This window comes from Streptomyces sp. CB01201, from assembly GCF_002803085.1.
In the GTDB taxonomy this organism is placed as follows: domain Bacteria; phylum Actinomycetota; class Actinomycetes; order Streptomycetales; family Streptomycetaceae; genus Streptomyces; species Streptomyces hundungensis.
On sequence record NZ_NNBJ01000001.1, the window covers coordinates 161,480 to 174,668 of the forward strand.

The window sequence follows — 13,189 nt, forward strand, 5'->3', positions numbered from 1 at the left end:
GGCCTCCTCGGGTCCGTCAGCAGCGGTGCTCCGGGGATCCGTCCACCAGAGCCGTCAGCAGTCCGCCGAGCACCTCGCGCTGGTCGGCGTCCAATGGAGCCAGGATCTCCTCCGCGGCGCCCCGGCGCGCGCTGCGCAGCGACCGCAGCGTGGCGCGGCCCGCGTCCGTGAGCTCGATCCGGATGACCCGGCGGTTGCTGGGATCGGGCACCCGCCGCACGTCCCCGCTCTCCTCCAGGGCGTCCACCAGCGTGGTCACGGCGCGCGGCACGACCTCCAGGCGGGCGGCCAGGTCGGCCATGCGCGGCGGCTCGCTCCAGTGGGCCAGCGTGCGCAGCAGCCGGGACTGCGCGGGCGTGATGCCCACCGGCTCCAGGTGCTGCTTCTGGATCCGGTGCAGTCGGCGGGTCAGCCGCAGCAACTGCTCGGCCAGCAGGCCGTCGGCGTCGGGGGCCCGGGAAATGTGTGGCTGCATACGGGAACAATAACAGGACCTGGTTCATTGTGAGTATAGGTAACAATGAGCTATGCTCCCGAAGTCATCATCGCGCCGCCCCCGGGCGGACGCCCTCACACCCGTCGAAGGAGCCCATGCGCCCCGAACAATCCACCTGGACGCCCCCGCCCCGCGGCTCCGAGCCGCAGGAGCCGGCGCAGATCCGCCGCATCCTCGGCCTCTTCCGCCCCTACCGCGGCAGGCTCGCCGTGGTCGGCCTGCTCGTCGCCGCCTCCTCGCTCGTCTCGGTCGCCTCGCCGTTCCTGCTGCGCGAGATCCTCGACGTGGCCATTCCGCAGAACCGCACGGGCCTGCTGAGCCTGCTCGCCCTCGGCATGATCGCCACGGCGGTCGTCAACAGCGTCTTCGGCGTCCTCCAGACGCTCATCAGCACCACCGTCGGCCAGCGCGTCATGCACGACCTGCGCACCGGCGTCTACGCCCAGCTCCAGCGGATGCCGCTCGCGTTCTTCACGCGCACCCGCACCGGTGAGGTGCAGTCCCGGATCGCCAACGACATCGGTGGCATGCAGGCGACCGTCACCTCCACCGCGACCTCGCTGGTCTCCAATCTCACCGCCGTGGTCGCCTCCGTCGTCGCGATGCTCGCGCTCGACTGGCGGCTGACCTGCGTCTCGCTGCTCCTGCTCCCCGTGTTCGTGTGGATCAGCCGCAGAGTGGGCCGCGAACGCAAGAAGATCACCACCCAGCGCCAGAAGCAGATGGCCGCGATGGCCGCCGAGGTCACCGAATCGCTCTCGGTCAGCGGCATCCTGCTCGGCCGCACCATGGGCCGCGCCGACTCCCTGACCAAGAACTTCGCCGACGAGTCCGAGCGCCTGGTGGACCTCGAAGTGCGCTCCAACATGGCCGGGCGCTGGCGCATGTCCACCATCGGCATCGTCATGGCCGCCATGCCCGCCGTCATCTACTGGGCGGCCGGGCTCGCCCTCCAGGCCGGCGGCCCCTCCGTCTCCATCGGCACCCTGGTCGCCTTCGTCTCGCTCCAGCAGGGTCTGTTCCGGCCCGCCGTGAGCCTGTTGTCCACGGGCGTCCAGATGCAGACCTCGCTGGCGCTCTTCCAGCGGATCTTCGAATACCTCGACCTGCCGGTGGACATCACCGAGCCCGCCGAGCCGGTACGGCTGCCGCAGGCGCGCGGCGCGGTCCGCTTCGAGGGCGTGGACTTCCACTACGACGACAAGCAGGAGCGGCCCACCCTCTCCGGCATCGACCTGACCGTGCCCGCCGGCGGCAGCCTCGCGGTCGTCGGCCCCACCGGCTCGGGCAAGTCCACGCTCAGCTACCTGGTGCCGCGGCTGTACGACGTGACCGGTGGGCGCGTGACGCTGGACGGGGTCGATGTGCGCGAGCTGGACTTCGACAGCCTGGCCCGCTCGGTCGGCGTGGTCTCCCAGGAGACCTACCTCTTCCACGCCTCGGTCGCCGAGAACCTGCGCTTCGCCAAGCCCGGGGCCACCGACGAGGAACTGGAGGCGGCCGCCCGCGCGGCCCAGATCCACGACCACATCGCCTCGCTGCCGGACGGCTACGACACCCTCGTCGGCGAGCGCGGCTACCGGTTCTCGGGCGGTGAGAAGCAGCGCCTCGCCATCGCCCGGACGATCCTGCGCGACCCGCCGGTCCTCATCCTCGACGAGGCGACCAGCGCGCTCGACACCCGTACCGAACAGGCGGTGCAGCAGGCCATCGACGCGCTGTCCGAGGGCCGCACCACCATCACGATCGCCCACCGCCTGTCCACCGTGCGGGACGCGGACCAGATCGTCGTCCTCGACGGCGGAGTGATCGCCGAGCGCGGCACCCACGAGGAGTTGCTCGACCAGGACGGCCGGTACGCGGCCCTGGTCCGCAGGGATGCGCAGCTCGCCCCCGTCCGCGGCTGAACCGCTGGACACATGGCGACCGGACGCACGGCGACGCCGCCGCTCCCGTGGGACGGGGAACGACGGCGCCGGGCGTGACGATCGTCAGACGAGCCAGCCGATGAAGTGGAGGACGCCGGCGAGCAGGTCGGTGATGAGGTTCATGGTGGTGCTTTCTCCTTGTACAGGCGATTGCGGCGTGGGAACAACGCCGCTGTGGGACCGCGCAACCCCGGTCTGCAGCCCGTCGCTTGCGCCCTACAAGCATCCTTCGCCACCAGGGGGTTGAGCAACGAATCCCATGACGATCACGCGTACCGGCGAACACCCGATCCCCTGTTCGTGTGTTCGTCACGGGGCGGGATCGCGCGTGTCGATCCCGGTTGGATGTCTTGTTTGTCCGATCTATGGGGGTAGCGTGCCGCCATGAGCGAGACCGCAGACCGTCGACGCCCCCGTGTGACCCGCCGCGGCCGGCTGCTCCTGCTGCTGTTCGCGCTGCTCCTGGTGATCGCCGTGGTGCTCGTCCTGGTGCTGCGCCCGACAGGCGCCCCGGCCCGCACCCTCCTCGTGCCCGAGGGCTGGCGGGCGAGCCAGGTGTACGCGGCCGTCGACAAGCGCCTCGAAGTGCCGCCCGGCACCACCAAACAGGCCGTGGCGACGGCCGGCCTCAAGCTTCCGGCCGAGGCCAAGGGAAACCCCGAGGGCTATCTGTTCCCGGCGACCTACCCGGTCACGGACGACACGACTCCGGCCGGTCTGCTCGCCTACATGGTCGAGACCGCCAACAAGCGCTTCGGGCAGGACCGCATCACTGCGGGAGCGAAGGGGAGCGCTCTGACGGTCTATCAGATCGTGACCATCGCCGGAATCGTGCAGGCCGAGGCCGACACCACGGCCGACATGGGCAAGGTCTCCCGGGTCATCCGCAACCGCCTGGCCCGCGGCATGCCGCTCCAGATGGACTCCACGCTCAACTATGCGCTCAACCGCTCGACGCTGGCCACCACCACCGGCGACACCAGGACCGACAGCCCGTACAACACCTATGAGCACAAGGGCCTGCCGCCCACCCCCATCGCCAACCCCGGCCAGGAGGCCGTCGAAGCCGCCATCAACCCGACCCCGGGCGACTGGCTGTACTTCGTGACGGTGGCCCCCGGAGACACCCGCTTCACCGACAGCTACGCCCAACAGCGGCTCAACGTGCGGGAGTTCAACGAGAACCAGAAGAAGTCGACAGCGGGCGCGGGCTGACACCGGGACCGGGTGCGGGGCTCGGCTCGGGGCCGAGCCCGCGATCGAGCAGCCGCTTGATCTCCCGTACCGCCGAACGGCCGGCCCGGTTCGCGCCGATCGTGGACGCCGAGGGGCCGTAGCCGACCAGATGGACGCGCTCGTCCCTGGCCGCCCTCGTACCCTCCAGACGGATACCGCCGCCGGCCTCGCGCAGCCGCAGCGGGGCGAGATGGTCGATGACCGGGCGGAACCCGGTGGCCCACAGGATGACGTCGGCCTCGACGCTCCGTCCGTCGTTCCAGGCCACCCCGTGCTCGGTGATCCGGTCGAACATCGGCAGCCGGTCCAGGACACCCCGGGCGCGCGCCGCCCGCACCGCGTCGTTCAACGGCAGTCCCGTCACCGACACCACGCTCCGCGGCGGCAGCCCCAGCCGTACCCGCTCCTCGACCATCGCCACGGCCTCGCGCCCGGCGTCCTCGTCGAAAGGGCCCTCGCGGAAGACCGGCGGGCGCCGCGTCACCCAGGTGGTGTCCGCGGCGACCTCGGCGATCTCCATCAGATGCTGGGTGCCCGAGGCCCCGCCGCCCACCACGATCACCCGCAGCCCGGCGAACTCCTCGGGCCCCGGATAGTTCACCGTGTGCAACTGCCGCCCCCGGAAGGTCTCTTGACCCGGATAGCGCGGCCAGAACGGCCGGTCCCAGGTCCCGGTGGCGTTGATCAGCGCGCGGGTGGCGTAGTCGCCCTCCGACGTCTCGACGAGCAGCCGGCCGCCCTCGCCCTCCCGCACGGCACGCACATCGACGGGCCGGTGCACCCGCAGGCCGAAGGCGTCCTCGTACGCGGCGAAGTACGCGCCGATGACCTCCGCGGACGGGCGGTCGGCGTCAGCGCCCGTCAGCTCCATGCCCGGCAGGGCGTGCATCCCGTGCACCTTGCCGTAGGTGAGCGAGGGCCAGCGGAACTGCCAGGCGCCGCCCGGCCGCGGCGCGTGGTCGAGCACCACGAAGCCACGGCCGGGCTCCAGGCCCGCCCGCCGCAGATGGTAGGCGCCGGACAGGCCCGCCTGCCCGGCGCCTATGACCACCACGTCCACGTCTCGCACCCCGAAGTCGTTCACGGTTCTGCCAACCACGCGGGGTGCGGGGATCTTCCCGGGCTTCGCTCAGCGGCCGCCGCCCACCAGCAGCGGGGCGCCGCCGGGCGCGGAGGCCGGGCGTCCGTTGGCCGCGGGCACCCCGAGCAGCGGCGAGGCCGGGATGGTCGCGAGGAGCCCGCGCGCGGCCAGCTCCGGGGTCACCCCCTCGCCGAACCAGTACGCCTCCTCCAGGTGCGGATAGCCGGACAGGACGAAGTGCTCGACCCCGAGGTCGTGGTACTCCTCGATCCGGTCGGCCACGTCCGCGTGGCTGCCGACGAGCGCCGTACCCGCCCCGCCCCGCACCAGGCCCACGCCCGCCCACAGGTTCGGCGAGATCTCCAGTCCGTCCCGCGAGCCGTTGTGCAGCGCGAGCATCCGCTGCTGGCCCACCGACTCGCTCTTGCCGAGCGCCTGCTGGGCCGCCGCGATCGTCTCCGCGTCGAGATCGCCGAGCAGCCGATCGGCCGTGGCCCACGCCTCGCGCGCGGAGTCCCGCGAGATGGTGTGCAGCCGGATGCCGAACCGCACCGTGCGCCCGCGCTCCTCCGCGAGCCCCCGGATCCAGTCGATCTTCTGCTTCACCTGGGCGGGCGGCTCGCCCCAGGTCAGATACACATCCGCGTGATCGGCGGCCACCGGCCCGGCCGCGGGCGACGAGCCCCCGAAGAAGATCTCCGGCAGCGGGTCCGGCGGCAGCGCGGTCAGACCGCCCTCCACCTGGTAGTGCTCGCCGTGGAAGTCGTACGGCAGACCGCTCCACACCCCGCGCACGACGGACAGGAACTCCGAGGTCCGCGCGTAGCGCCGGTCGTGGTCCAGATGGTCGCCGAAGCGCCGCTGCTCGGTCGAGTCGCCGCCGGTCACCACGTTGAGCAGCAGCCGGCCGCGGGTGATGCGCTGGTACGTCGCCGCCATCTGGGCCGCGAGCGTGGGGGAGATGACGCCGGGCCGGAAGGCGACCAGGAACTTCAGCCGCTCGGTGTGCTGGGCGAGCGCGACCGTCGTCAGCCAGGCGTCCTCGCACCAGGTGCCCGTCGGCGTCAGGACCGCCTCGAACCCCAACTGCTCGGCCGCCTTGGCGATTTGGGCCAGGTACTCGATGTCGGGCGCCCGCACCCCGGTCACCGGAGTGATCCGCGAGCGCTTGATGCCGCCGTCGGTGTAGGCGTGCCGGTCGACCAGGGTCCGGCCGTCACCGCCGGTGGGCAGGAACCAGTGCAGATGGACGGTCATCAGGAAGAGGCCTTTCCGTACGAGCGGGGAGCGGTGGTGGAGGCGGGCAGGGAGCCGTTGAAGCGGGTGTCGACGTAGTCCTTGAAGGTGAAGCGGCGCGGGATCAGCTTCAGACCGGCGAAGGTGTCGGCGATCTGCTGCTCGGAGGCGATGGCTGCGTCGTCCACGGCGACCGGGACCCGGGTGCCGTTGCTGCGCTTCACCGAGTCCAGCGCCACCGAGTAGGGCAGCCCGGTCTCCTTCGACCAGACCTTCGCCCAGGCCTCCGGGTGCTGGAACACCCAGTCCTGGGCGCGGTTGAGGCGCTGGAGGTAGTCCCCGATCGCCTTCGCCTTGGCCGGGTCGCCCAGCGCCCCGGGCGCGGCGACCTGGAAGCTGAGGCCGTTGACCTGGCCCTCGCCGGTGGTCAGGATCCGCCCCTTCTTGGAGCCGAGGACCTGCGAGGTGTACGGGTCCCACACCGCCCAGGCGTCGACCTTGCCGCGGTTGAAGGCGGCCAGCGCGTCGGCCGGCTGAAGGTAGTTGAGCTTGACGTCACCGATGCCGAGCCCGGCGTTCTTCAGCGAGGCGAGCAGCTGGTAGTGGGCGGAGCTGCCCTGGGCCACGGCGATCGACTTGCCCCGCAGATCGGACGCCTTCTTCAGCGGCGAGCCCTCGGGAACGAGGATCGCCTCGCCCGCGGACGAACCGTGGCTTGCCGCCACCACCTTGATCTTGGAGTCGGCGCCCGCGGCGAACACCGGGGGAGTGTTGCCGACCGCGCCGATGTCGACGGCCTTGGCATTGACCGCTTCGAGCAGCGGCGGCCCGGAGGTGAAGGTGGACCACTTGATCTTGTAGTCGAGGTGGTCGAGTTCACCGGCCGCTTTCAAGATGGCCTCCGAACCGCCTTTCTGGTCACCGACGTTGAGCGTGACCGAGCCGGAGCCCGAGCCGGATCCGGTCTTGCTGTCGGCGGCCGAGTTCCCGCCGCAGGCGGCCAGGAGCGCGGTGAGCGGCACGAGCATCAGGACGGGCAGGGTGTGGCGTCGCATGGGTACGTTCTTTCCTTTGCGGTGTTCGCAGGGGTGCGGTGTTCGTGGGGGTGCCGGGTGTGCGGAGCTGGTCGGGGTTCACGGCGGACGGGTTCCGGTGCCGCGGCCGGGGGCCGGGACGGAACCGGAGGCGGCGGCGCTAGGCGGCCGAGGCGGAACCGGGTGCCGTGGGCTGCTCCACGCCCAGTTCGCCCAGCAGGCGGGAGCGCAGCGCCGCGAAGCCGGGGGCGCCCACGGTGCGGGGCCGGTCCAGCGGGACGGGAGTGTCGTGCGCGATGGCGCCGTCCCGCATGACCAGGACGCGGTCGGCGAGCAGCAGGGCCTCGTCCACGTCGTGCGTGACGAGCAGCACCGCGCAGCCGCGCCGCTGCCACAGCTCGGCGACGAGCTGCTGCGCTTTGATCCGGGTCAGTGCGTCGAGCGCGCCGAACGGCTCGTCGAGCAGCAGCAGATCGGGCTCGCGCACCAGGGCCCGGGCGAGCGAGGCGCGCTGGGCCTCGCCCCCGGACAGAGTCTTGGGCCAGGCCCCGGACCGGTGGCCGAGCCCCACCTCCTCCAACGCGCTGTCCGCGACGGCCCGTTCGGGCTTGCCGGGCAGCCCGAGCAGCACATTGCGCCACACCCGCTTCCACGGCATCAGGCGGGGCGCCTGGAAGGCGACGGCCCGCCGTCTGGGCACGAGGACCGTGCCCTCGATCTCCCGGTCGAGCCCGGCGAGCACCCGGAGCAGGGTGGACTTGCCGCAGCCGCTGCGGCCGAGCAGCGCGGTGAACTCCCCGGCGCGCAGGGTGAGATCGAGCCCGTCGATGACCGGCCGCCCGTCGAAGGCGCGGGTCAGGCCCTCGACCCGGACGGCGTCGGCGGTCGCCGTGCCGGTCACTGGCCGGTGAAGGTCGGTCGCCATTGCAGGAGCAGCCTTTCGAGAGTGCGGACGACGGCGTCGGCGAGCAGGCCGAGGAAGGCGTACACCACCAGGCAGACGACGATCACATCGGTGCGGAAGAACTCGCGGGCCTGGTTCATCAGGAATCCGATGCCGGCGTCCGCGTTGATGGACTCGCCGAAGACCAGGGCCAGCCAGGCGGTGGCCAGCGAGTAGCGCAGGCCGGTCATCGCGCCGGGCAGCGCGCCCGGCAGCACGACATGGCGCACCAGACCCCAGCGACCCAGGCCCAACGCCTGCCCGGCTTCGACGAGTTGGGCGTCCACGCCCCGGATGCCGGCGTACACGTTCAAGTAGAGGTGGAAGGCCACGCCGAGCGCGATCAGGGCGACCTTCGGCGCCTCGCCGATGCCGAGCCAGATGATGAACAGGGGGATGAGCCCGACCCACGGCACGGTGCGCAGCATCTGCACGGTGGCGTCGACCAGGTCCTCGCCGAGCCGGGAGAGCCCGGACACCAGGGCGAGGGCGATCCCGGCCACGCCGCCGATGAGCAGGCCGACGGCGACCCGCTGGAGCGAGATGGCCATCGCCGAGGGGAGTGTGCCGTCCGAGACCAGATCGGCTCCGGCGCGGGCCACGGTGCCGGGCGAGGCGAGGGTGTCGGGGCTCAACACCCCGGTGGCGCTGAGGACTTGCCACAGAACGAGCAGGGCCACCGGCCCGACCGTTCGGCGCAGCCAGCGCGGCACCGAGCGCAGCGGGCCGCGCCGGGCGGCGGCGGGAACAACCGGTTCGAGGGCGGGGCCGACGGGTGGCGTGGCCTTTTCGACGGGGGCGGATACGTCCGGCGGGGCATGGTCGACGGTCATGGGGGCTCCATGGTCGTGAGTAGCGGGGACCCGGGGCCCCGGCAGCGTCGGCCGCCGCACCACGGCACGGGCCCACGCCGAAGCGGGGCCATACGGGGCGGTGGTACGGGGCGTGCCGACCGGCCGCACGCGTCAGCGGGCGGCGGCGGGGCTCAGGTGGAGAAGGAGGCGTACGAAGGTGCCGGGAAGGACGTCACAACCGCGACCGGCCGGGGAAGGGGCCGTCGGGCGCCGCAGGGGCGGAAGGGGACGTCAGCAGCCGCGACAACAACAAGCGGCGGACGCCACCCGCAGCAGGTCGATGTGACCGCGCGTGGTGAGCAGGGCTGTACGCGACATGGCGTGAACGTAGCGACCCGTTCCGGACGCGGTCAACGGTGTCTCGCTCCTCGGACGCCCGATCTTGCCCGTTGGGCAGGCCGCCGGTGCGGCTGCCGCGTGTACCGGGTGGGTCGGCGGGAAGATGGGAGGCATGTCCGACACCTTCACCACCCATGTACTGAACCTCACGACCGGCTCCCGCGAGACGGTCACCGATCTGACCGGGGACTGCGCGGAGTTCCTGCGGCAGCGCGCCGGAGGCCGCGACGGCCTGCTCAACGTCTTCGTGCCGCACGCCACCGCCGGCATCGCCGTCCTGGAGACCGGTGCGGGCAGCGACGACGACCTGCTCGCGACCCTGCACACGCTGCTCCCGGCCGACGACCGCTGGCAGCACCGGCACGGCAGCCCCGGCCACGGCCGCGACCATGTGCTGCCCGCGCTGGTGCCACCGCATGCCACGCTGCCCGTCGTCGACGGCCGGCTCGCCCTCGGCACCTGGCAGTCGGTGTGCCTGGTGGACACGAACAAGGACAATCCGAACCGCCAGGTACGGCTGAGTTTTCTCGGCTGAGTACGGTGAAAGCCACTTCAACAGTGGGTGAGTTGAGGGTGTGGCATCATGGCCGCGTTGTCCGCCCGGGGTCGGGAGCCTGAATCCCGGGAACCAGTCGAATCGGCATTGCGACAGCCTGCTTCTCCGGCGTGGAAGGCGTGGAAGGCTAAGGATGAAGGTGTCTGGCTCTGCGTTACCGTCGCCGGAGGACCGTCGGCTCAGGCGCCGTCTCAAAAAGGTTCGTCAAACCTGTGAGGCGCTGCTCGCGGACTGGGGTATGGAGCACGGCTGCGGCATTGATGAACTGCACGGCTATCTCAGCGCACAGAACCAGCGGCCGATCCATCTGATTCCGATGCCCTTCCCGGAACGTCATCTCTTCGGTCTGTGGCTGAAACTCGACGATTTCGACATCATCGCTTACGAGAAGGCGGCCTCCGCATCACACAAAGAACACATCATTGCCCATGAGCTCTCCCATATCGCCTTCGCGCACCGCGGTTCCGTGGAATTCGATCACAGTGATACGAGTCAGTTGTTCACGGATGTCGAACCAGCCGTCGTGCAGAGCATGTTGATGCGTTCCCGCTACAGCGACGACGAGGAGCAGGAGGCCGAGACGATGGCGTCGCTGATCCTCGCCCGCGCCACCAAGCGCTGGCTTGAGCCGGCCTGGGGCGTGCCCGAGGAGGCCGCGGAGATCGTCGCCCGCATAGAGAACGGCGTCGGCCACGCGGACCCGTCATGAACGCGGTCAACGGAGTCCTCACCTGGGTCTGCGCGCTCGGCGGCATCGCGGCCTTCGGCTACCGCCTGCCGGACCTGCTGCGCAGGAGGCACGACGTCGCGCTGTGGGCGCTGTGCGTCTACTTCCTGTGTTCCGGGATCAGCTTCCTGGTCGACCTGGACGCCCTCAGGGTGCACATCTCCAACATCTTCGGGCTGCCCAACATCACCTCGCTGATCGTCCAGGTGGCCGTCGTCGTGCTCACCGCGGCCCAGCAGGTCGTCCTCGTGTACTGGTCGTCCCCGCCCGAGGAGGCCCGCAGCCGGGCGCGGCGCCGGGTGCTGTTCTTCGGTGCCGCACTGTGCGTCCTGATCGTGGCCTCCCTCGCCGTCAGCCCGGTCGCCAGCGCCAAGACGGCCACCTCCACGATCCTGCTCAGCATCCAGGACTCCCGGTACGCGCTGTACATGTCGTTCTACCTGGTCATCTGCGGCATCGGGCAGTTCGAGACGGTCCGGCTCTCGCTGCGCTTCACCAAGATGGCGAACCGGCAGTGGCTCAAGGTCGGCATGCGCACGGTCACCGTCGGCGCCAGCCTGATCCTGGTCTACTGCGTCACCCGCAGCATCCAGATCGCCGGCACCCAACTGCACTTCGACGCCTCCGAGCTCGACCCCATCCAGTGGTCGTGCGGCACCATCGGCGCCCTGCTCCAGATCACCGGCTGGACCATCCCGTCCTGGGGCATCCACCTCACCCGCGCCGGGGGCTGGCTGCGCAGTTACCGCTCCTACCTGCGCCTGCGCCCCCTGTGGTGGGCCCTCTACGAGGCCTCGCCGGACATCGCGCTCGACCCGCCCCACTCCTGGGCGCGCGACCTGATCCCGCCGCGCGATCCGCACTACAGCCTCTACCGTCGGGTCATCGAGATACGGGACGGCCAGCTGATGCTCCGCACCTCGCTCTCGCTCGCCGACTTCTCCCGCGTGGCCCGCTCCCTCGGCCTGCCCGAGGACCCCACCTCGCCGCTCGGCGAGGCGCTCCAGGTGCGGGCCGTCCTGGACCGCCCGGCCGATGAGCGGGAGGCGGAGGCCGACGCCGCCGAGATCCCGGCCCGCCCGCCGTACGACGACTTCCGCGACGAGGTGGAGTGGTTGACGCAGGTGGCGTCCTCGTTCACCGCGCTCACCCAGGGCCGGGCGGTGCGCGCACCCGACAGAATCCCCTCATGACCGAGCCGCCCCATCCGCACGCCATGGCAACTGGGGCCCTGACCGCTGTGGCGCGCACGGCAGTTGAACGCTTGGTGGCCCTGGACGCGGCACACGGGGCGACGGCGGCGCTCGGCGCCGTACGCGAGCTGACGGCGAACGTCCCCGGGCTGACGGCCGCCCCCGACGCCCCGCACGGCCGGGACGCCGATACGCTCGCGGCGCTCGCCGAACTCTGCGAAGTGATCGGCTGGATCCTCTTCGACGCGGGCCTGGACGGCCGGGCCCACCGCATGAACACCCGGGCCCTGGCACTCGCGGAGCGCTGCGGAGACCGGGCCACCGCCCGCCTGGTGCTGCTCAACGAGAGCATGCTGCACACCCGGGCCGGCCGCCCCCGTGCCGCCCTGGACGCCGCGGCCCGCGTATCCGGGCCCCGGCCCCTGCCGACGCTGGTCGCCACCCTGGTCCTGGTCCGGCGGGCCCACGCGGTGGCCCTGCTCGGCGGGCGGCGGGAGGCGGACCGCCTCGTCGCGCGCGCCCGGAGCCGGTTCCTCGACGGCGCCTCGCGCCAGGACCCGCCCTGGGCCTGGTGGATCGACCGGGCCGAACTCGCCGGCCACCACGGCTGGGTGCTGGCCCGCCTCGGCGACTGGAACCGGGCGATCCCCCTCCTGCACGAGGCCGCCACCGCCCCCGGGCCCTCCTACCGCCATCTGTTCACCGCCGAGTTGCTCGCGGCGCTGACCGGCGCCCACGCCTGGCGCGAGGCCGAGGAACTCATCGCCGAACTCGCCCCGCACGCCGGGGACATCGGCTCCGCGAGGACCACCGAGACCCTCGCCCGGACCGCCGCCCGGCTGCGCGGCTGCGCACAGGCGCCCGTGAACCTGCGGGCCGCGGCGGCCTTCCTGCTGGAATCCGTGCCGCCGCCCCCCGGTGGCTGTCAGGACGGTCCCTCCCGCTAGGGTCCCCGCCAGGGCCGGCAGGACAGCACCACCCTCACCATCCCCACCAGAACCCGACAGACAGGGATCACATGCTGCACATCAGGGTGTCCACGCCCGCGGCCGCCGCCCTCGTGGCGATCGCGCTCCTCTTCATCACCGGCGGACAGGTCTCCGAGGTCGCCTACGGCAAGACCGTCACACCGGCGGAGACGTCACAGGCCACCGCCGCGACAAGCCCCTACCTGGCGACCCACCTCTACTTCGGAACAGGCCGCCACAACGGTGAACCACCCATAACGGACGACCAGTTCATGAAGTTCGTCGCGGACGTGATCACCCCCCGCTTCCCCTCCGGTCTGACCATCCAGCAGGGCCGGGGACAGTGGCGGGACAAGACCGGCAGCATCAACAAGGAGATCTCCTACGAGCTGACGGTGCTCTATCCCGCCGGAGAGGCCCGCACCCACAACCCCGACATCGAGTACATCCGCAAGCGCTACTGCTCGATGTACGGGCTGGAATCCGTCGGGCGCGCCGACGTCAAGGCCCAGGCCGGCTTCTGATCCGCCCCGGGTCGACCTGCCCGGTGCACAGGCGCGCCGACCTGCACACGCTCACAGGCGTGCGGGCGCTCGAA

Annotated in this window: 13 protein-coding genes; 7 read left to right on the forward strand and 6 right to left on the reverse strand. The window is 71.4% G+C overall.

Annotated features, from left to right (window positions below):
* Positions 1–16: 16 nt before the first annotated feature.
* Positions 17–475 (reverse strand): MarR family winged helix-turn-helix transcriptional regulator, encoded by a 459-nt coding sequence (locus CG740_RS00775; RefSeq protein ID WP_100572897.1) that lies wholly within the window; start codon positions 473–475, stop codon positions 17–19.
* Positions 476–591: 116 nt separating this feature from the next.
* Between CG740_RS00775 and CG740_RS00780 the strand changes: the two genes are divergently transcribed.
* Positions 592–2,403 carry an ABC transporter ATP-binding protein gene (locus tag CG740_RS00780; protein ID WP_100572898.1) on the forward strand — a complete coding sequence of 604 codons (1,812 nt, stop codon included), beginning with the start codon at positions 592–594 and terminating at the stop codon, positions 2,401–2,403.
* Between the two features lie 405 nt (positions 2,404–2,808).
* The gene (mltG, locus tag CG740_RS00785; RefSeq protein ID WP_100572899.1) at positions 2,809–3,639 is read left to right on the forward strand and encodes an endolytic transglycosylase MltG; all 831 of its coding nucleotides are present in this window, start codon (positions 2,809–2,811) and stop codon (positions 3,637–3,639) included.
* Here mltG and CG740_RS00790 read toward each other — a convergent pair.
* From CG740_RS00790 to CG740_RS00810, 5 genes are all read right to left on the reverse strand, one after another.
* Positions 3,599–4,744 (reverse strand): NAD(P)-binding domain-containing protein, encoded by a 1,146-nt coding sequence (locus tag CG740_RS00790; RefSeq protein ID WP_199846327.1) that lies wholly within the window; start codon positions 4,742–4,744, stop codon positions 3,599–3,601. The two genes, mltG and CG740_RS00790, sit on opposite strands and share 41 nt — an antisense overlap.
* A gap of 45 nt (positions 4,745–4,789) precedes the next feature.
* Entirely contained in the window at positions 4,790–5,998 is a 1,209-nt protein-coding gene (locus CG740_RS00795) for an LLM class flavin-dependent oxidoreductase (protein ID WP_100572900.1), read from the reverse strand.
* Entirely contained in the window at positions 5,998–7,032 is a 1,035-nt protein-coding gene (locus CG740_RS00800; RefSeq protein WP_100572901.1) for an ABC transporter substrate-binding protein, read from the reverse strand. The genes CG740_RS00795 and CG740_RS00800 overlap by 1 nt, the downstream gene beginning before the upstream one ends.
* Before the next feature lie 139 nt (positions 7,033–7,171).
* Positions 7,172–7,936, reverse strand: a complete 765-nt coding sequence (locus CG740_RS00805) for an ABC transporter ATP-binding protein (protein WP_100572902.1) — start codon at positions 7,934–7,936, stop codon at positions 7,172–7,174.
* Entirely contained in the window at positions 7,909–8,787 is an 879-nt protein-coding gene (locus tag CG740_RS00810; RefSeq protein WP_100572903.1) for an ABC transporter permease, read from the reverse strand. Before CG740_RS00810 ends, CG740_RS00805 begins: the two co-directional genes overlap by 28 nt.
* Positions 8,788–9,259: 472 nt before the next feature.
* Here CG740_RS00810 and CG740_RS00815 point away from each other — a divergent pair, with 472 nt between their 5' ends.
* From CG740_RS00815 to CG740_RS00835, 5 genes are all read left to right on the forward strand, one after another.
* On the forward strand, positions 9,260–9,682 hold the full coding sequence (locus CG740_RS00815; RefSeq protein WP_100572904.1) for a secondary thiamine-phosphate synthase enzyme YjbQ: 423 nt from the start codon (positions 9,260–9,262) through the stop codon (positions 9,680–9,682).
* Positions 9,683–9,842: 160 nt separating this feature from the next.
* Positions 9,843–10,412, forward strand: coding sequence for a hypothetical protein (locus CG740_RS00820; RefSeq protein WP_159030180.1), 570 nt, complete (start codon positions 9,843–9,845; stop codon positions 10,410–10,412).
* Positions 10,409–11,623: an MAB_1171c family putative transporter gene (locus CG740_RS00825; RefSeq protein WP_100572906.1), complete on the forward strand. Its 1,215-nt coding sequence runs from the start codon at positions 10,409–10,411 to the stop codon at positions 11,621–11,623. The genes CG740_RS00820 and CG740_RS00825 overlap by 4 nt, the downstream gene beginning before the upstream one ends.
* A complete protein-coding gene (locus CG740_RS00830) occupies positions 11,620–12,570 on the forward strand; it encodes a DNA-binding protein (RefSeq protein WP_100572907.1) in 951 nt (316 codons plus the stop codon). The genes CG740_RS00825 and CG740_RS00830 overlap by 4 nt, the downstream gene beginning before the upstream one ends.
* Positions 12,571–12,641: 71 nt before the next feature.
* Complete coding sequence (locus CG740_RS00835) at positions 12,642–13,115, forward strand: DUF3574 domain-containing protein (RefSeq protein WP_100572908.1); 474 nt, start codon at positions 12,642–12,644, stop codon at positions 13,113–13,115.
* The last annotated feature ends 74 nt before the right edge of the window (positions 13,116–13,189 follow it).